This is a genomic window from Ruminococcus sp. AM42-11, assembly GCF_003480145.1.
GTDB lineage: Bacteria > Bacillota > Clostridia > Lachnospirales > Lachnospiraceae > Blautia_A > Blautia_A faecis.
Genome location: NZ_QUIO01000002.1, coordinates 119,313 through 139,700, shown reverse-complemented (window position 1 = coordinate 139,700; position 20,388 = coordinate 119,313). Strand labels below are relative to the sequence as shown.

The 20,388-nt window shown below is 41.8% G+C and carries 15 protein-coding genes and 1 pseudogene; 3 read left to right on the top strand and 13 right to left on the bottom strand.

Annotated elements, in window-relative coordinates; genetic code table 11:
* Positions 1–150: 150 nt before the first annotated feature.
* The 7 genes from DW904_RS02330 to DW904_RS02300 all read right to left on the bottom strand — a co-directional run bounded on the left by DW904_RS02330 (position 151) and on the right by DW904_RS02300 (position 10,380).
* Positions 151–2,226, bottom strand: a complete 2,076-nt coding sequence (locus DW904_RS02330; RefSeq protein WP_118577894.1) for an aryl-sulfate sulfotransferase — start codon at positions 2,224–2,226, stop codon at positions 151–153.
* Between the two features lie 105 nt (positions 2,227–2,331).
* A complete protein-coding gene (locus tag DW904_RS02325; RefSeq protein WP_118577893.1) occupies positions 2,332–4,401 on the bottom strand; it encodes an aryl-sulfate sulfotransferase in 2,070 nt (689 codons plus the stop codon).
* Positions 4,402–4,511: 110 nt separating this feature from the next.
* Positions 4,512–5,300: a DUF4352 domain-containing protein gene (locus tag DW904_RS02320; RefSeq protein WP_118577892.1), complete on the bottom strand. Its 789-nt coding sequence runs from the start codon at positions 5,298–5,300 to the stop codon at positions 4,512–4,514.
* 251 nt (positions 5,301–5,551) lie between these two features.
* Positions 5,552–7,627 (bottom strand): aryl-sulfate sulfotransferase, encoded by a 2,076-nt coding sequence (locus tag DW904_RS02315; protein WP_118577891.1) that lies wholly within the window; start codon positions 7,625–7,627, stop codon positions 5,552–5,554.
* Positions 7,624–8,910, bottom strand: coding sequence for a HAMP domain-containing sensor histidine kinase (locus tag DW904_RS02310; protein WP_118577890.1), 1,287 nt, complete (start codon positions 8,908–8,910; stop codon positions 7,624–7,626). Before DW904_RS02310 ends, DW904_RS02315 begins: the two co-directional genes overlap by 4 nt.
* Positions 8,900–9,586: a response regulator transcription factor gene (locus DW904_RS02305; protein WP_118577889.1), complete on the bottom strand. Its 687-nt coding sequence runs from the start codon at positions 9,584–9,586 to the stop codon at positions 8,900–8,902. The genes DW904_RS02310 and DW904_RS02305 overlap by 11 nt, the downstream gene beginning before the upstream one ends.
* A 278-nt stretch (positions 9,587–9,864) precedes the next feature.
* Positions 9,865–10,380 (bottom strand): cysteine hydrolase, encoded by a 516-nt coding sequence (locus DW904_RS02300; protein WP_118577888.1) that lies wholly within the window; start codon positions 10,378–10,380, stop codon positions 9,865–9,867.
* 261 nt (positions 10,381–10,641) lie between these two features.
* On the opposite strand from DW904_RS02300, the gene DW904_RS23485 reads away from it, so the two are divergent.
* Entirely contained in the window at positions 10,642–10,794 is a 153-nt protein-coding gene (locus tag DW904_RS23485; RefSeq protein ID WP_226854183.1) for a hypothetical protein, read from the top strand.
* A gap of 81 nt (positions 10,795–10,875) precedes the next feature.
* On the top strand, positions 10,876–13,473 hold the full coding sequence (locus DW904_RS02295; protein WP_243110265.1) for an HD domain-containing phosphohydrolase: 2,598 nt from the start codon (positions 10,876–10,878) through the stop codon (positions 13,471–13,473).
* 372 nt (positions 13,474–13,845) lie between these two features.
* On the opposite strand, the gene DW904_RS24455 is transcribed toward DW904_RS02295, so the two are convergent.
* Both DW904_RS24455 and DW904_RS23480 read right to left on the bottom strand, forming a co-directional pair.
* Entirely contained in the window at positions 13,846–13,974 is a 129-nt protein-coding gene (locus DW904_RS24455) for a hypothetical protein (RefSeq protein ID WP_270412890.1), read from the bottom strand.
* A 25-nt stretch (positions 13,975–13,999) separates the two neighbouring features.
* Positions 14,000–14,095, bottom strand: a pseudogene (locus tag DW904_RS23480) (N-6 DNA methylase); the annotation flags it as partial.
* 50 nt (positions 14,096–14,145) lie between these two features.
* Here DW904_RS23480 and DW904_RS02285 point away from each other — a divergent pair.
* Complete coding sequence (locus DW904_RS02285; RefSeq protein ID WP_330673592.1) at positions 14,146–14,523, top strand: transposase; 378 nt, start codon at positions 14,146–14,148, stop codon at positions 14,521–14,523.
* Positions 14,524–14,794: 271 nt separating this feature from the next.
* Here the strand turns inward: DW904_RS02285 and DW904_RS02280 are convergent, their stop codons facing one another.
* The 4 genes from DW904_RS02280 to DW904_RS02265 all read right to left on the bottom strand — a co-directional run bounded on the left by DW904_RS02280 (position 14,795) and on the right by DW904_RS02265 (position 20,384).
* Positions 14,795–17,122 carry an alpha-L-rhamnosidase N-terminal domain-containing protein gene (locus DW904_RS02280; protein ID WP_118577887.1) on the bottom strand — a complete coding sequence of 776 codons (2,328 nt, stop codon included), beginning with the start codon at positions 17,120–17,122 and terminating at the stop codon, positions 14,795–14,797.
* 83 nt (positions 17,123–17,205) lie between these two features.
* The gene (locus tag DW904_RS02275) at positions 17,206–18,561 is read right to left on the bottom strand and encodes an extracellular solute-binding protein (RefSeq protein WP_118577886.1); all 1,356 of its coding nucleotides are present in this window, start codon (positions 18,559–18,561) and stop codon (positions 17,206–17,208) included.
* Between the two features lie 80 nt (positions 18,562–18,641).
* On the bottom strand, positions 18,642–19,469 hold the full coding sequence (locus DW904_RS02270) for a carbohydrate ABC transporter permease (protein ID WP_118577885.1): 828 nt from the start codon (positions 19,467–19,469) through the stop codon (positions 18,642–18,644).
* A 3-nt stretch (positions 19,470–19,472) separates the two neighbouring features.
* Positions 19,473–20,384 carry a sugar ABC transporter permease gene (locus DW904_RS02265; RefSeq protein WP_118577884.1) on the bottom strand — a complete coding sequence of 304 codons (912 nt, stop codon included), beginning with the start codon at positions 20,382–20,384 and terminating at the stop codon, positions 19,473–19,475.
* Positions 20,385–20,388: the final 4 nt, after the last annotated feature.

Sequence of the window (20,388 nt, the reverse complement as noted above, 5' to 3'; positions counted from 1 at the left end):
GCATTTTTTTATTCCGCGTCCAGAGCGTGTTTGAAAATCATTCCCGCAATCTGCGCGCCCTGCTTTGCTGTATATTTTTCCCAGATTCAGCTGCAGCAGCTGAATCCGGGCTCAATACCCTTACTATTCTGGCTTTGCAATATCACCTGTTTAATTGATTGCAAAGGTCTGCTGTGTATCATAAAATCCGTCCTGATACATGACGTAGATTTCATAATTATCTGCATTCATTCCCTGAAGAGGCACCGGGATATTTTCATAGAAATCCAGAAATGTTTCCATATGCAGACGAACCTCTGTTGTATCATAAACATAGGTATTCTTCGCCCCTTTAAAAATGATCTGGGAAATCTGATGATCATAGGTCCCTATATAGAGCACTTTTCCAGTGATGTTATATGTCAGGGTATCTGCCGGAAGCACCTGATCCGGTTTCTTGTTCCACAGCCATTTCCAGGTCTTCACCGGCTGCCACAATTCTCCTTTGATATAATTCTCATCCAGCTCCATAGAACTTGCAAGATCGTTGTAATCAATCCGCATTTCCTCTGCACGGTAAAAGGTTTTCTTAAGACAATACTGATTCAGGACCTTCTCTGTATCGTAGTCAAACTCGTAGGTCATTCCCTTCCAGCCGTTTTCTGCATTTGCCACATGACCGCACATTCCGAAGAAATGATTGCTGTCAGCCTCATAAATCGCTGCGGATGTAATCTTGGACCATACCGTAGGAATCTTCTTAATCTGCTTCACAGTACCTTCTGCCTCATTTACAGAATATACCAGCAGGTAGGATTCCTCTGTCTTGTCATAATAGTCGATGTCTTTCTTCCTTCTCCACAGGAAATGGTTATCAAACATGGTGATTTCTATAGTCTGGTCATCGCCATCCAGATCTGTATCGATCTGATATGCTGTATGCTGCTGGAACTGATAAATGAAATCACCATCTGCTTTCAGCACATATTTTTCATAGTCTGTGCCTTCCCAGAATCTTGGATCGCAAAGAATCCACTGGATTTCCTTGGTTGTCCAGTTTACCTTGATCACAGATTCCAGATTGCGGACACTGAGCAGAATAGTATCTGTCTCCGGCTGATAGGAAACCGTATTAATATGAGCCCAGTCAACCAGATTCTCGTATTTACATTTAATAATATCCTGAAGTTTCAGCTCATTTACCACCGCACCTGTCTGCCGGTCGATTTCCTCAACTTTATCTTCACAGTGGCTCTGCATGGAGCTTGTAAGCACCAGAAGATTTCCGCCTGGCTCCTTCTCAATTACCTCATGATGACTTCCCCCGGAAAGATAATACATGTTGTAAGCTCTTCCCAGATAATCCAGCTCATAAAGATTGGTAGACTGAGGCTTCTCCAGGTTCGGAACATATCCGGCAGTATCCTGCCAGATCATTCTGCAGTTGGAAAGCATGTAAAGGCCATAATTTCCAGTCTCTTTGTTCATATACCAGCGAATATCTCCCATGCAGTCATATGCAAAAGGAAGATGAGTGCGCTGTCCGTAAACCATGGTCAGATCATATGCAGATTCTCCACTGGTCTCCACAGGTTCGATCACATCCGTAAGAGACTCTGGCAAAGCTTCTGTTGTAATGGTGATCTCCTGGGAATCCTTCACTCTGCCGGAATCATCCAGAAGTTCCAGTACTACTGTATTATCCTCTCCCGGATAAAGACCGATAATGGGCACTCTGTGTGAACTGGCCGCATCTATCTCTCCGCTGATGTCTGCTGCTGCAGTTTTTCCTTTCACAGTAAAGCGCACTCCATACTCTTCTTCTGTGTCAAAAAGTACTACTGCAGTTAATGGGGAAATCTGATATGGGTTGAGAATAACCATGGGATCATCCCATGTATATCCATTTTCCTGCTCTGCCTGCAGCTGTTGGTCAATCTCATAGGAGGTTGCCACCAATGTTTTCGTCTGAGGGATTTCTGTCTGGATATCATTCGCGGAATCATCGTTTTCCTGAATGGAAATCGTGTCATCCACATCCATGGTAACATTCAGCTTTTGACCGTAATAGCCATATTTTTTCTTCCGTTTTTCTTTTACAGAATAGGGAATTTCCTGATTGGTAAGTTTCATGTAAGTATTATAAATTCCCCGCCGCTTTTTCCAGCAAAGGCCTGCAAACAATGCAAGCAGCACCAGAAACAGAAGCAGAATGGTGATTTTTTTCTTTTTGCTCCATTTTTTCATACTGTAAGCTCCTCAAATTTTTGTCGTTATGTCCGTACAGGCTGCAAAGCCTGTAACGTCAAAATGGGTTCAAGGCTCTTGAACCCATTTTGACAAATTATATACTTATGCCTGACTGTACATATATCCCGTATTATAAAGAACACCGTCCAGTTCCAGGTAAATATCCCATTCCTGACCTTCCAGCCCATCAACTGCCGTCCAGCCCTTAACTGTAACATTTGTTCCGTCATCTCCTTCAGAAGGAGTCTGTGTCAGCTGATAAGCTCTCTGGGACTCACCGCTTATCAGGATCATCTTTCCAGCCAGCAGATCTGCTGCTGCGGTCTGGGTCTGTAAGCTTCCGTTCACACTGATCTTGCTTCCATCCAGCAGGAAATTCCAGCCATCTGGCAAAGCCTCTGCAGTACTCACATCAATGCTGCTTTCCTCATAACTTGTCTCTCCAAGAGAACCAAGCACCTCCGGAACTGCGGATGGATCATATTTTCCTTCTGTATAAAGGGGCATGCGGAAAGAACGATAGGTCAGCGCATTATAAGTGTCACCGGAGATCGTCAGTTCAAAGCTCAGCTCTCCATTATCTACCTGATCGATATGTGTGGTCTTGGTCAGTCCCTGTACAAACATATCTTTCGGATAATAATCACTGCGGTTTTCTTCAGCGCTATGCAGGTGGGAGCCAGCTGTGATCCACAGATGATCCTGTGTTCCATCCAGGGAAACCACACCGGAAATCCAGTCCGAATACCAGTCGGCGCCTCGCTCTTTACCATACTCAGTTACCTGGGAAACGGTCATGTTCTCTGTATCAATCTGATAAACAACCGCACGGGAATATACGTTATCACCACTTACACGGTTATCGCCATCCACACGTTTTACCTTGGCAGTACCATTGTCAAAAAGAGCAATATCTCCATTATCCAGAATGGAAACATTATGCTGTGCATAGAACCATTCGAAATCTTCTCCCTCCGGAGTAAAGAAGTAAGACTGATCCACACCATCCCAGCCTGTAGGATCTCCAAGGATCCATGCCAGGGATTTGTCCTCTTTATTTACTGCTACAATGGCATCTTTGTGTCTTGCAGAAAGAAGAACCAGATCATTCTCTGCATCATAGGCAAGACCATTATTATGGAACCAGTCAGCTTCCTCACTTCCGTCTGAATCCATAGAAGCAGACTGTCCATCTTCCTGGCTGATGAGATCTTTCATGTCAAGCTCCCATACAACAGCACCGGTCTCACGGTCAATTTCTACCACGTAGTCCTCAACTGTGCTTAAGTCCGGGCTGTCAGAAGCCACCAGGAGATTGCCATCCGGAAGCTCCACGAAATCGTGATGCTGGCCACCAGGAATCATGTATTCGCGGTAAATTTTTCCCAGAAAGTCGACTTCGATCATTCCTTCTTTATAATAGCTGCTCTTCAGCACATAGGATGCAGGCATGAGAAGATGCCCGTTCTCCAGCTGGTGAACTCCGAGAGTTCCGCCAATATTGGTAAAGAATCTGATATCTCCGGCCGCATCTACTCCATACAGGGTTCCCATAGTGGAGCAGACAAAAGTCAGGTTCGAATAATCGTAACTTGCCTCGCTTTTCATCTCTGTCTGGATTGTACCGTAATCAACACCTATATCTTCTGTGGTTACTTCAAAGGTAGCAGAAGTCCCATCATCCAGAGTGATTACAACCTCTGTGGTATCATTGTTGTAAAGACCATAAATCGGGACGATATGCTCCGTTGCCTCCTCAAAAGTCCCCGTCACATCGTTCTCTGCGGATTTCCCTTTCACAGTAACAGTTCCGCCGCAGGCTTTCTCTGTGGAAAAAACGGCAACTGCACTTAAAGGGGACATTCCATATGGATTGACTACAATCAGGGCCTCATCAAGACTGTAGCCGTTTGACGCCTCTTGAAGGAGCGCTTCGTCAACAGCAGTCTGCTGTGCAAACCGGTCTGTTACTTCCAGGGCTGTCGCCTGGGACTGGGTATCTGTTGCTTCTGCTGCCTCGGAATCTGCATCCTCTGCAGTTTCTGTTTCCGTCTCATCTGTTTCTGTCTCTGCTGTAGTTTCTGTTTCTGCTGCAACTGTAGTAATAGAACCCGCTGTCATTGTCATCATTACAAGTATTGCAGCCAGTTCCCGATATCTTTTATTCTTCATGCCAGCCTCCTGTGCAATTTTATGATTTCTCAAACACGATCTAATACAAAATCCGCATTTTCATACCACCGTCATGGCAGCTGACGGATTGTCTGCATTTTTTATCATCCTTATAATGCGCAGTGATATTCCTCTGCCTCAAATGGATAGCTAAGCTCCAGACCTTCTGCATTCTCGTCAATCTCAAATGCGATCCAGCCCTCGTTGGAACCGAAATTCAAAGTGGTTCCTGCCATACGTGTCATACCAAGCTCTGAAATGAATTCATCATCCATTCTGCTGTATTCATTTCCTTCACTGTCAGTCAGCTTCAGATTCGCCCAGTCCAAAGTCTCCTTGCTGCCGTCTTTCTCGATCTTCAGCTTAATCATACAGAAAATCTTGCCTGCGTCAGCCTCTTTCTTGTAGTCGCTTGTCTCCACACCTGTATAGCCAAGTTCTACGCTTACATTCTCAAGAGAGGAATTGATCTCCACATCTTCTACTGTAATATTCCATCCTGCTGCAGAAACAACCTCGCCGTATGCATCACTGTTTGCAGTCTGGGCTGCTGTACCAGCAGAACTTCCTGCTGCTTCTGTCTCCTTGCTGTCGGCCACCTCTGCACTGTCTGCTTCTGTTGAATCACTACTTGCAGAATCCTCACCTGTACTCTCTGCTTCTGCAGCTGTGTCATCTGCCTCTGCACTGTCTTCTTCAGCGGAATCAGTACTTGCAGAATCTTCACTTGTATCTTCTGCTTCCGTGCTGTCAGTCTCTTCCTTGGCATCAGCATTGTCTGCGGCAGCTTCTGTCTTGGTATTCTCTTCCGTCTTTGTATCATTTGTGCCACCACAACCAGCCATTAAACCAGCCACCAGAACGGCTCCCATTACCTGTAATAAAACTTTTTTCTTCATTTTTTTTACTCCCTTTATTTTTCTGGTATAACTTCATTTACCTGGAGCATGTTTGAAATAAATATTCTGCCGAATGTGCCGGAATCATTTTTCAAACACGCTCTGGTCGTGTTATCAACTATTATAACATAGTTCCGCAATAAAGCAGAAACACTTTCTTAATATTGCCTGTAAAAATTTAAAGTTTTACTATTTCCACCATTCACAGCAACACGCTTCGCAGAATGTTACCAGTGAACAGCAGCATTAAATCACTTAATTTTTATATTTTGTTCCAAATCATAAAATTCGTTCTGATATACAACATAAATCTCATAATCATCCGCTTCCATTCCCTGCAGCGGTACCGGAATGTTCTCATAGAACTTCAGGTAAGATTTCGTATGAAGACGGATGTCTGTAGTGTCATACACATAAGTATTTTTCTTTCCATGAAAAATAATCTGGGAAATCTGGTGATCATAAGCGCCTGCATAAAGCACCTGCCCGGTAAGATGTAATGTAATCTCGCCTTCTTCCAGTACCTGTTCTGGCTTCTTCTGCCAGAAGAACCAGGGCGCTTTTACAGGCTGATATAATTCTCCCATAATATAGTTGTCTTTTATTTCCATGACTGCTGCCAGATCATTCCAGTCAATTCTCATCTCTGATGCGCGGTAATAATAGCTTTTGATGCTGAACTGATTGATCAGCTCTTCTGTATCATAGTCAAACTCATAGTTCATTCCTCTTCGTTTATCTTCAGAATCCTTCACATGACCGCACATGCCGAAAATATGATTACTGTCAGCATCATAAATAGCAGAAGAAGTAATGGTAGACCATACAGTAGGAATCTTTTTAATCTGCTTTACTGTCTTTTCTGCTTCATTTACAGCATAAACCAACAGATAAGATTCTTTTTCACCATCAAAGTATTGCAATACATCGGACTTTCGTACTTTTACATAATGATTATCAAACATACTGACTTCTATTGTCTGGTCATCTCCATCCAGATCTGTTTCCATCTGGTAGGCAGTATGCTGCTGGAACTGATAAACAAAATCTCCTTCCGGCTGAAGCACATATTTCTCATATTCTGTGCCTTCCCAGAATCTCGGATCGCAGAGTATCCACTGGATTTCCTTTGTCGTCCAGTTCAATTTGACCACAGATTCCAGATTTCGGGGACTGATCACAATGGTATCTGTCTCCGACTGATAAGACACAGTGTTTAAATGGGTCCAGTCAACCCGATCCTCATATTTCCCTCCAAAAATGTCTTCCATTATCAATTCATTTACAACTTCACCGGTCTGTCTGTCAATTTCCTGGATTTTGTCCTCAATGTGTCCTTCCAGAGAACTGGTCAGAACCAGAAGATTTCCGTCCGGCTCTTTTTCGATTACTTCATGGTGATTTCCACCCGCCACATAGTACATGGTGTAGGCGCGTCCCAGATAATCCATCTCATAGAGATTGGTTGTCTGCGGTTTGGCCTGGGATGGCATAAAAGCTTCATTGGAGGCAACTATCATCCTGCTATTTGACAGCATATAAATTCCAGAAGTAAATTCTCCGCTCATGTACCAACGGATATCTCCCATACAGTCATAAGCAAATGGGAAGGTTGTCCGCTGTCCATATACCATAGTCAGTTCAAATGCAGATTCACCGCTTGTTTTCACCGGTTTCACAGCATCATCCAGTTTATCCGGAAGTTCATCCGTTGTAATAGTGATTTCCTGGGAATCTGTAACCTTGCCTGATTTATCCAGAAGCTCCAGAACAACTGTATTTTCCATTGCCGGGTAAAGACCGATCACCGGGATTCTGTGTGAAACAGCAGCTTCCACTTCTCCACTGATATCTGCGGCTTCCGTTTTTCCCTTGACCGTAAAACGCACCGCACACTCTTCTTTTGTGTCGAAAATAATCACCGCTGTCAATGGAGAAACCTGATAAGGATTCTGGATCACCATAGGCTCCTCCCAGCTGTATCCATTCTCCAGCTCAGCCTGCAGCTGCTGGTCGATTTCATAAGAGGATGCTATACGTGTGGTTTCTTTTGGAATGTCTGTTTCGATCTCATTTGCAGAACCGTCATTCTCAGTTATGTAAACCGGATTCTCCAGATTCATGGAAGCATTCAATTCCTGGTCATAATATCCATATTTTTTCCTTCTTTTTTCCTGAACAGAATACGGAATCTCCTGACCAGTAAGCTTCATATATGTATTATAGATTCCACGGCGTTTTTTCCAGCATAGAGCGGCAAACAGCACAGCTAAAATTAAAAATATAATAAATACTGCAATTTTTGTTTTTTTATTCCACTTTCTCATTTTCCCAAATCCCTGATTTCCGGAAGTTGAAGCCAGAACAGCACTCCGTTCTCCATATTTTTAGCTCCGCAGCTTCCTTTATGTTTATCCACAATCTTTCGGACCACAAAAAGTCCAAGACCAATGTTACGTACTTCATTCTCAGATGTGACTGGTTTCTTCTTCTGGGAAGTTGTGTAAAAGCTGTCCCAGATATGCTCCATCTGCTCTTCTTTAATCTGCGCTCCATCGTTGTAGACTTCCATACGTATCTGCTTTTTCTCTTTCTTCAAAGTAATCCGGATCCGCTTTCCCTGCTCTGTGTGCTGAAACGCATTCATCAGATAATTGTTTACTGCTCTTTCCAGATACATGCGGTTTCCGTATGCGAAACAGTTCTTTTCGATTTCCTGTTCCACTTTGATCTCGTTTTTGCGGAACATAGCATCATATCGAAGAAGCAGATATTCTATCATTTCTGATACATTTACACGGCTCATTTCCATGGAACTCATCTGATTGTCCAACATGGAAAAATCAAGGAGTTCTCCTACCATTCTGGACATTTTGTCCAGCTCCTCGTGAATGGAAGAATAATAGTAGGAACGATCAATCTTATCTCCTGCGATTTCCAGCATTTCCACCTGGCTGGACACTACTGCAAGAGGTGTTTTTAATTCATGGGAAATATTCGCCACAAATTCTCTCTGGCTTTCCAGAAGCTGATAGTCAGACTGCTTTGCTTTTTTCTCGGTACTTGCTTTACTCATTTTTTCCAGGAAATAGCTTAATCCCACCATCAGAAGCAAAACAACCGCCAGATATAATCTGGTTCCCTCAATCACTTCCAGAACTGACTGAACATCTTTTCGCAGGTAAACATAGAATGTATGTCCATCCTGTATAATCTTCCCACGAAACATCAGAATATGCCTGGATTCCATGCGACGCTGTTCCAGGGTTCCTTCTTCTGTGTACTGGGCAATTTTGTTTTCTATGTACTTACGGGCATGCGTGGTCTTCAGAGATGATCTGGACGTATAAATCTGCTCATAATTTTCATTCGCAATTACAGTCTCAAATTTTTCTTTCTGATAATCACCAAGTGTTTCTTCGTCGTCCTCGCTAAGTTCCTCAAGATCCATGTCATGGATATCTTCATACAGCTGACGCATGATTCTGGCCTTTGATGAAGTATATATGGGATAACAGCACACGCTATACAGCATGACTGCCACCGCAAAGGCAATAATCTGAATCCACAAAGCTTTCCCAGCTCTCCAGAAATTTTTTTTAATTTTCATGAATGTCCTCCCCGAAGATGTAGCCCACGCCGTAAACAGTCCGGATATAATTGTAGCCTTCTCCCATTTTTTTCCGCAGCTGCTTCACCAGAGTATCAATGGTCCGCACATCACCTGTATAATCGTATTCCCACACCGCATTCAGTATGGTATCTCTTGGCAGAACAATTCCCGGATGCTCCATGAAGTAAACCATCAGATCAAATTCCTTCCTGGTGGTGGGGATATGCTGCTCTTTGTAAAATAAAAGCTGTGCATTTACATCTGCCTGCAGATCCTTGTATTCCACCATAGTCCGCAGCTTCCCGGCACGCTTCAGCACCGCCTCAATGTGCATTTTCACAAGTGCCAGAGTAAAGGGCTTGGTGATATAATCATCCGCACCTTTCTCGAATCCGCTCATCTGGTCTGCCACGGCCGACCTTGCAGACAAAATAATAACCGGAACCTCCGATATTTTCCTGATCTCTTTCAATACGGTATATCCGGAAATATCCGGCAGCATAAGATCCAGAAGGATCAGATCCACCTTCTGCTTATTCTGGCAAAAATATTCCAGGGCTTTGTTCCCGGTCAGTGCTGTCTCTACTTCATAGTTCTGAATCCTCAGAAAGTCAGAAATCGTCTGTGCTAATTTCGGTTCATCCTCTACAACAAGAATCTCTATTTTTTTCACGGCTCTTTCCTCTCTCTTAAAGCCTGTCGCTAGAACGTGTTTGAAAAAGGCTTTCTGTATTTCAAACAGGCTTCAATGCTCTGTAAATCGTTGCGGTTTCCCATCAGACAGAAGCCGCAATTTACTTTAATATAGTATCATGTGATTTTGATGGAAATATGAGAAAATAAGTTTTCTTTTGACACAGAAAAATAAAAATGCCACAAAATCACCACTTTCCGTGACTTTGCGGCATTTTTTTAAGCAACCACTTCCAAATTTTGTTTTCTCATGACTCCCTAAAGGACCTCTATCTGGCAGGCTTTCATCGCTTCCAGCGCCCGCTCATGTCTCTCCGGCGTCACTCCGGCGCAGCAAAGAGAATCTACCATGATCGGTACCTCTGGCAAAAATGCTTTCAGCAGCATGGCATTGGAAATCACACAGATATCTGTGCAAAGCCCTACCAGTGTAATGCTGTCAATGGTCTCTGATTTATTAAATTCTTTTAGGACTTTTCCCAGAGTTTCGCTGCCAAAGGTTGGCTTATCAATGGGTCCGGACTCCAGAAGCTCTGCAATCTCCTCCCGGATCTCCCAGCCGTAGGTGCCGCGGATGCAGTGCTCTACAGGAAGCATTCTGCCCTCCTGGGTCTGCAGATAATCCCCGCCGTGAGTATCCCTGGTCGCCAGCACAAGACCATTGAAATTCTTCACTCTGTCCACCACATTAGGCACAATGGCTTCCGCCTCCGGTGTGCCAAGCGCTCCGTCAATAAAATCATTCTGCATATCGATCACAACTAAAATATCCATATTTTCCCCCGTACTTCACATGTTTTCTGACACAATTTTTCTCAACTCAACCCAAACGCCACATGTTTTTGTAAAGCTTATTTAGATTAACTATACCACTTTATTGGAATTTCGTATACCGAAACGGTCAGATTTCTGAAAGATTTTAAAAATTTTTCCAACCATTGCGGATAATAATGTTTTGATGAATCTCTTCGCATATAGTATAATACAATTAACAACCACAAAAATTTAACCCCACTCACATACAAGGAGATTACCATGACCAAGGAGAAATTCCCTGCCCGCCAGGGACCAAGATACATTTTCTATTTTCTGATGCTCGCCATTCTTGGATGGTTCATTTTCATGCAGTTTTTCGGTGTTAATGAAAGAACTGTCAGCGAAAACTCTCCGTCCCTCCTCTATCCCTGAACCTTTACCTGGGAAAAATCTGACGGCACCACTGAAGAAATCACAGTTCCCGGTTCCTATGATGTTCCCGCAGGCGAAACCATGGTCATCACATCTACCCTTCCGTCAGATTTTGATGCCTCATCTATAGCGATTCGTTCCTCCCTGCAGGACGTAAACATATACATAAACGGCACCTTAAGAGAACAGTACAGCACCAGTAAAACCCGTCTGATTGGGAAAAATTCCGCCAGCCGTTTCATTTTCTGCTCCACCTCCCATGAAGATGCCGGAAAGGAGCTCCGCATTGAACTGACCACCTACACCTCCAACTATTCCGGTGTTGTGAACCAGATTTTCTGCGGAGATAAAGCGGACATCTGGCAGCTGATCTTTAACCATTACGGACTGGCCACTTACATCGCATTTTTCACCCTGTTTGCAGGACTGACCACCATTCTTTTCAGCCTTACCCTTGGTTTTGTGTACCACACAAGCTTTGACATGGAATATCTTGGCTGGTGTATGATAATGGGAGCAACCTGGATGCTGGATGAGTCCAAGATCCGCCAGCTGCTGATCCCAAACTCATCTGCCCTGGCTTCCTTATGCTTCGTTATGATTCTTCTTGGACCGATTCCCCTTCTGCTTTATGCAGACAATATACAGAATGGGCTTCACCGCAGACTTTATCATATTGTAATCGGAATCTCCCTGCTGGATTTTACAGTCTGCTCTATTCTGGCCATAGCAAATATTGCAGACTACATTGAAACCCTCCCCTTGGGGCAGATCATACTGATAGGTACCTTCCTGATGGTGTTTATCCATCTCTGCCTCTACATCCGCCACAGAAAAAAAGCCTCAGACCATCTTCTGCTCCTGGCTCATTTGCTCGTTTTGCTTTGCGTTGCTGCTGAATGTGTCTCTGTATATTTTGTCACATCCCTGTCTGGTCTTTTTATCGGCATTGGAATGCTCATTCTGCTGTTTGTCAACATTGTCCGGACTCTTCGAAGCATCCAGCGTATAGAGAATGAGCGCCAGCAACAGGAACTGGAACGCAAACAGAAGCAGACAGAGCTCCTTTCCCTGCAAATGATGCAGACTTTGTCCACCACCATCGAGGCTAAGGACGAGTACACCCGCGGACATTCCTACCGGGTTGCAGAATATGCCGCACTTATTGCAGCCGAGCTTGGATGGTCTTCAGAGGAAATCCAGCAGTTAAAGCATGCCGCTTACCTTCACGATATTGGAAAAATTGGTATTCCGGATCTGATCTTAAACAAGCCCTCCAGACTTACAGATGACGAGTATAATCTGATAAAAAAACATACCGTCATCGGTGCAGAAATACTGAAGGATATTACCTTTGTCCCTCATATTGTTGAAGTGGCCAGAAATCATCACGAACGGTATGATGGAAATGGATATCCAGACGGGCTTTCCGGTATCGAAATTCCCATTCATGCACGCATCACCGCAATGGCAGACAGCTATGATGCCATGAATTCCCGCAGAATTTACCGAAATGCACTTCCTCCGGAAATGATCCGGGAGGAAATCAGTAAGAACCGCGGGAAACAGTTTGATCCGGAAATTACAGATGTATTTTTGAAATTGATAGACGAAAACCGCCTGGTTCTGGATAACCAGCTTTCACCGGAAACAAACGCTGCCGTACAGCCTGAAATTGACAATACTATCAGCAAATTTATTTCCGATGTGGTTACCACCATAAAGAACCAGGAAGAGACCAAGCATTATGATCTGCTCACCGGACTTCCTATGCGAACCCTTGGAGAACAACTGATCGCCGAATTTATGAAAGATCACAGCGGCTGCCTTGTTTTTCTGGATATGGATAATCTGAAAAAAATCAACGATATTCATGGGCATAAGGCAGGCGACCGGGCTCTGAAAAATCTCGGCAATCTGCTTTCCCGTTATACAATTGACGGACTCGCCTGTCGTCTGGGCGGAGACGAATTTCTTCTTTTTCTTCCGGACGTAACTGCAAAATCTGTTTCAGACACCATGGCGCAACTGTTTAAACAGTTCCACGCCATTGCACAGGCAGATACAGAAATCCGCTATGCGTCCCTTTCTGCCGGTCTTTGCCTGTGTACCATTGGTGACACCTTCGCAGACTGCTACGCCAAGGCAGATAAGGCTCTGTATTTTGTGAAACAGAATGGGAAAAACCAGTTTTCCTTCTATCAGCAGATTAACTACCAGGCACCTGGCTCTGCAAGCATTGCAAGAGATCTTCACCAGATTGCAGATTCCCTCCGCCAAAGCGGAAGCTACGCAGGTGCCCTGGATCTTAACTACCGGGATTTTTCCAGGCAGTATGAATACATGAACCAGCTGATCATACGAAGCAACTGCCGCTGCTACCTGGTAATGGTTACCATGGAAACTGCCGCTGACACGCTTCCTCACATTGAGGAAATTGAGCAGGCACTTTCCCAGATGGAACAATCCATCCGCCAGACTATCCGCCGTGTTGATGTCTGCACCCGTTATAGTGCCATGCAGTACCTGATCATTCTGTTTGAGCCAATCGAAACCCAGATTCCAAACATCATGGATCGTATTTTCATACAATACTACAAACACTCCAAAAACCACAGCTTCCAACCAGGCTACGAGTATCTGACTATGACAGAGATGAAGGAAAATGATGACAAATAGAAACGATTGATGTTGTAAAGAACAGTGGAGAGTGTAACTCGCGGTTAGGGTTACACTCTCCACTGTCTTTTTCTTATCTAACTATGCCATGCTCAAAACGCAAATTCACGTTACAATTCCCAAGATGCAAATTTTGCGTTGACAAAATCAACTCATTTTTCTTGATTTTTAAATATCCAATATTTGACGAACCTCTAAAATAACTAAACAGTTCCGAGTTAAGATGCATACCATCAATGGCACAAGAAAACAATGTATCTTCATCTTCAACCGTTGTCTTATTTCTCGTCTCTTACAGCCAACTACCAAACTTACGCTGTTCCCAAGCGTCTGTATACCCATTGAATCTAATTTCCGGTTTTCTCATACCTGTCACCCCTCCATTTTCCCAATGAGATCCTTCAGGGATGCCATAATACTCGCATCCGATGATATCAGTTCCTTAAGAAGTCCTAAAAATTCTCCCTGCACCTGCTCTAACTTCTCATCTGTTTTCGTCATATCTGCAAGCAATCCATTTATATCAATCTCTTCCGTCTCTATGCTTTTTCAATACGATAATACAGGTAGGTATCGATGTATTGTAAAAAAGGTTTGCAGGGAATCCAATAACTGCATAAATATTTCCGGAGGGCTATACTTTAATAGGACGATAAAATTAACTGTCCTAAATTGAAAATACATAAGGAAGGAGGTTATACCCAAACCTTAGAGGTATACAGCTGCGCCGACTGCAGTGGATGCAAACATAAAGCCCGCTGTCTGTATAAATATAATGCCGAAAAGGATGCTGAGAAAAACAAGGTGATGAAGATCAATGAACAGTGGAAAGAACTGCGTGAAAAATCCCATGCAAACATCCAAAGTGAGCGCGGGATCCTGAAACGGCAGACACGTTCAATCCAGACGGAAGGACATTTCGGTGATATCAAAGAAAACGAAAACTTCCGCCGTTTTAATTACCGTTCTGCAGATAAAGTGTACAAAGAATTCATGTTGTATGCAATCGGAAGGAATATAAATACTGTCGTTTTCTCAATGAAAAACTAAAGAAATTTGAGGGAAAAACAACAGAAAAAACAGCCTGATCAAAAGTGCGGCTGTAAAAATCCAGATAAGGGATTTTTGCGGCCAAAAATAAATTTCATCTTTCATAGAAAAAAGGATCCCTCGCAAGGTAGAAGGCTAACAAGCCTTGTTCCTGCTGGGATCCTTTCAATTACTACTGGGGATGCCGAAATTTGCTATTAACCGACAGCCCCAACCGAATTCGGGTGAAATATACCGCAAAGTGGGGCGTGCAGATTGCGGGAATGATTTTTCAAACAGGCTCTAGCATCTTAAGTTCCTTTGGAAAATCAATTTCCTTTTTCAGTATATTATTCTCCCACTTCAAGCCTACAGAAATAGATCCATAAGGAGTCGGAATCTTTCCAGTTGCTTCCTCTAATGATTCTGGGAGACATGGCTTAAAAGAAAAAGTCTTAAAACCAGGTTCCACAGGCTCAACTCCAAGAATTCGTGCCGGCATTTGATAAGTAGGTGTACCTCCCCACGCATGAGAATAGTCACAATCAAAGCCATTCCATACTTCTTTTAATCCAGATGGATTTTCCAACATCAATGTATTCCATCTCTCTAATTGTGTGATTCCATATTTGTTAAATAAATTTGTTTTCGCCAGTGCATTAAAAATAAAATGCATAAAATAAGGCTGTGCCTGTGACAGGCTTTTATCTTCCATTACCTTTTCCATTACAGCCATTTGTTTTTCTTTGGGCGCAATATTAAATAAAACAGCTAATGTATTCATATGCTGACTATAAAATTCCTCATCAACATCATTTGGAAGCCATTTTGTTGCTTTCTTTTCTTTTGCATCGAACAACCCGTCCACATATAACTGCTTTTCATCTTTCCACAACAATTTGTTGATTGCCACCTTTATTTCGTTCTTTTTATTCTGATAATAGCAGTTTTTTTCCTCATATCCGGCAACTAATTCCAAAAGATTTTTACTACATTCAAGTGCTCCCACAAGCAAAACCGACATATATCCCTGTCCCATACATTTGGGCGGATGGTGACGGTTGAATTCTTTCTCCTTAACCCAGTCCATAAACATGTAATTTGGAGCTCGTTCTACCAAACCATTTTCTCCCACATATTCAAGAAACAGATTCAAAATCCCTTCTGTCGTTTCTGCCATAATTTCCCTTAAATTTTTATCACCTGTATATAGAACATACTCCCACATCATTTGAATAAAAAGAAGGCAATAACTCGGATGGAACATTTTATAGTTTCTGTCTTTCAAATACATTGCAATTTTCAGAATATCAAATCTTGTAAGAAAAGGATCAGCAAACGTATAATAATTCATAAGACTTTCAATCATATAATCCCCCATACAACCAAGCGGCTCCTGATGAATAGGTGAATCCATATGATAGGTCTGCCTGCAGATCTGGTTCGTCCTACATCCTAAGAGATATATCTTTTCCAGATTTTTGTTACTGCAATGAAATTCCCCTGGCATTTCCGATGGATAAACGCTAACCAATATTTGCGGCTCTTTCAGTATGATATCTTCTTCAAAATTACTGATCACTATCTGAATATAATGAATGCTATGTCGTCTTAAAGATTCTATTTCATTTTTTCCTTGTCCAAGAATATATGTTTCTGTCGTACCAGTTCTTTCAATTTTTCCTGGAAATTCTTCCATGTGAAGCACAATTTTTGCATCTTCATTTCCCACAATAGTCATTCCTGGAACAGCACAAAAAATTGCTCCAAAGTCTAGCCAGAATGATATAGGTGACCCTTTCTTTATAATAATTTCAGAAAAGTCCTTTTTCCAAATAATTCTTTCTTTTGCAAATGGATTTATTAAATCCAGCGGTTTCTTTTTTACATATCTCAAATTTGGGATTGGAGTTTCATAAAGCTTTGGAAAACAAGCTATATCCTGCACTTTTTCTGCATTATACCACCCATTTTCTATGTAAGAATATTCATCTGTCTCCAGTTGTCTAAGCCCATTCCATATATTACTCTCAATATAACACTCTTCCCTAATACATTTCCATGTATCATCGGTTCCAAAATTCAATACCGTTCCATCTTCTGCTTTTAGAAGTAAATCGCATCTGAGTCCCCCTTTTGTGCAGCAAACTTCTGATAATACAACTGGTCCCAGACACACCCTAACAGAGATAACGTTTTCCCCTTGGATCAAATAATCGGCAATATTATATTTTTCAAAGAACTTATATTTCAGAGATTCACAATTACCATAATCACCGCCTGGCTGTGCGTTTCCAAACCCAATTACTCTGCCATTTATATAGGCTTTATATCCACCTTCACTTGCAATAAATAAACTAGCATTATCTATTTTTTTCTCAATATTCCATTTTTTCTGAAAGATAAAAACACCAAAATTCTTTTTTTCCTTGCAAAAAAGGGTTGGAACACACTCCTGAAATTCCGGATATTTATCCTTTGGAGCCCAAATCCACTCTCCCTTCCACTTTCTTTCTTCATTTCCCGCTGGCAATGAATACTCAACATTATCCCAGAAAAACATTTCATTTTTCTCAATTACCCCTTTTGACTCCATGGTATTGTTACTGATAATTTCCATAAAAGTCCGGTCACCTCCTTATTGCACTGATAGCAGGCAAAGAATGTTCTTTGCCTGCTATATGAAATAATTTACAATTCTTCTTATTCTTCACTATACTCATCCAGAAGAGCCTGACACTCTGTATTCAGTTCGTTCAGTCCTTCTTCCACGCTGTCGTAACGTCCGGTAATTATATCCACCAGATACTGAGACATAGTTGTCTGTATTTCAGTAACACCTCCATAACTTGGTTTTGGCTTCACACCTGTCATTAATGTACCTTCATCATACATTTTCACAAGATCTGGCTGCACAGCCTGTGTTTCTGCCCGAAGCGCATCATCTTCATAAGATGCTTTATCTGCAGGAGTTCTTGCACCTACCTCAGTTACCCATTTATGCCAATAGTCTTCATCAATAAGATACTGAAGAAATTCTCCACATGCATCAATATTCTCAGAAATAGAAGAAACACTGATTTCCTGATTTGAACTGATCATTCTGTAGAACGCCTTATCCTCATCAATAGCAGTCCCCTCATCCGGTCTTGGCATATCAGCCATAATATAATCAAGATCATCACTTACTTCCATATCAGTGATAATTCCATTTATGTAGGTGTAACCGATATTAGTTGCACTGATTCCTCCAAAAAATTCTTCATGACGATCCATATAAGTTTCTGTCTCTGCACCATCTGAAAAAGTACCTGCATCATACATGGACTTCAAAAACTCCACAGTAGCGATTGCATGCTCATCATTCATAGTCATTACAGTAGCATCATCGTTCATAGGTGCACCGCCCAGCTGCCAGTTCCAGTAATTAAATTCATTATTCATGTCTGAATAATTATCCATACTCATTGGAATTGAATAGCCAATATATCCAGCCTCTTTGAACTTAACAGCTGCATCCTTAAACTCACTCCAGGTCTTCGGCACAGTTTCTTCTGTCAATCCGATTGCCTTTAATGCTTCCACGTTATACATCATATATGGAGACAAATCCACCCATGAAGGAATCGTCCATAATTTTCCATCCTTTGACCCCACATCTACTACTTCTGGAATTAAAAGTTCCTTTACCTGATTAGCAATCTCCGGAAGAACATCCTCAACCGGTGAAATAATTCCCATCTTTACGCCATAATCTTCAATACAGGGACCAAATACATACATATCCGGAGCTGTATCCGCACCGCCCTGATGTGCGGTTACAATTTTTTCCTGTCTGCTGCTCCACTCCTGAGCAGTTACAGTTACATGGATCTTATCCTGTGAATTATTAAAATTCTCTGCCATTTCCTGGAATACAACAGGCTCTGCTGACAAGCCTCCAAATACCCACATGTCCAGTTCGATCTTGTCGTTTTCCTGTGCTAAGACTGTTGTCGTACCTACTGTTGACATTACCATTGTTCCCACCAGAACAGCTGCCATTAACTTGTGTTTCATTTTGCTTCCTCCTTTAGAAAATTATTTTTATTTTGATCAGCTTTGAAAAACCCCCACTATGTTTTCAAAGAAAATCATTTTCACCCTTTAACTGCTCCTGCAGTCAGACCCTCTATCAGATTTTTTCCTAGCAGCATAAAAATAAGCAATGTTGGAATTGTTACAATAATAGATGCTGCTCCCATCTGATTCCAGTATGTACCAAACTCAGTTATAAATCTGGAAAGTCCCAGTGAAATTGTATATTTTTCTTCTGTTGTCAACAGAATTAAACTATAAAGATATTCATTCCAGGCACACATAAATGCATATACTCCAACAGCCGCAATACCTGGTTTTGAAATAGGTAAAATTACATTTATAAATATTTTCAAAGCTCCGCATCCATCAATTCTGGCTGCCTCTTCTAATTCTTTTGGGACTCCTTTAAAATATCCATACATCATCCAAATGGAAAATGCTAGGCTGATGGTGCTGTACAGCAGCATTAATCCCACATGTGTATCATATAAACCGTAAGATTTATAAGTAGAAAAAAGTGGAATAATTACAGATGTACTTGGAAACATCTGTGCCACCAAAACAAACATCAACCAGAATTTTTTCAGTGGAAAACGGAATTTTGCAAATCCATATGCTGCCAGACTGGCAACAATCATTCCAGTTACTGTTGCAACTGCTGAAATTTTCACTGAATTCCAGATATATCTTGGAAATGGCTTTTGAACCCATACTTCATAGTAAGAAGAAAGATCTAACTTTTCCGGAAGAATCGTAACTGGAATCTTTAACAGCTCTGTCATACTTTTTCCAGATGTTATCCCCATCCACACTAACGGAAACAGTGCAACAAACAGAATTGCAACAAGGCACAGGACTTTTAATATACTTAATATATATTTTTTCATTGTCTACGCCTCCTCTTCTTTTGTTGCTTTTGTCATTTTCAGGTAAATCAATGCAAAAACCATAATGATAAAAAACTGAATAACCGAATATCCGGATGCCAGACCAAACCTGAATTTCTGGAACGCAGTCTTATAAATCACCATAGGTAGCGTAGTGCTCGATACTCCCGGACCGCCGGCAGTCAGAATATTGATAATTCCAAAACCATTCATTGTCCATATCATAGCCATTAAAGAACAGATAGATAATACATATTTCAACCCTGGCAATGTTACATACCGAAACTGTTTTATTTTTCCACATCCATCAATAGAAGCAGCTTCATAAAGTCCTCTGTCAATTCCCTGCAGTCCTGCTGAAAGCATAATTGTCACATACGGATAAGTTCTCCATATGTATACCATGCAAACTGAAATAAGGGACAGTGATGAAGAGAAGAACTGGATGTGCTCCGGCAATACATGCCAGTAATCCACCAGCACGGAATTAATCAGTCCTTTTTCCCCATTAAGCAGCCATCTCCATAAGGATCCAACTACTACTTCTGGTAAGACCCAGGGCATAAACACTAACGCCCTCACAATATTTTTGCACCGTTTTACACTGTTCAGTAAAAGTGCGATCAATATTGAAACTATCACGGTAATGACAGTAACTGTCAAAGCAAAGAACACCTCATTTTTCAAGATCACAGGGAAATCCCTATTTTTTAATATTTTCTGAAAATTCTCCAGACCAATAAAATTATAATCCCAGTTTTTCAGAATATTAAAATCTGTCAGGCTATACCCAAATCCCTTCACCATCGGCAAGAATAAAAGTCCAAGTAAAAGGATGAGAGCGGGAGCAATAAAAAGATACCCTCTTAATGCTTCATGAAAAGCTAATTTTGATACTTTTTTTCCTTTTTTCATTCCC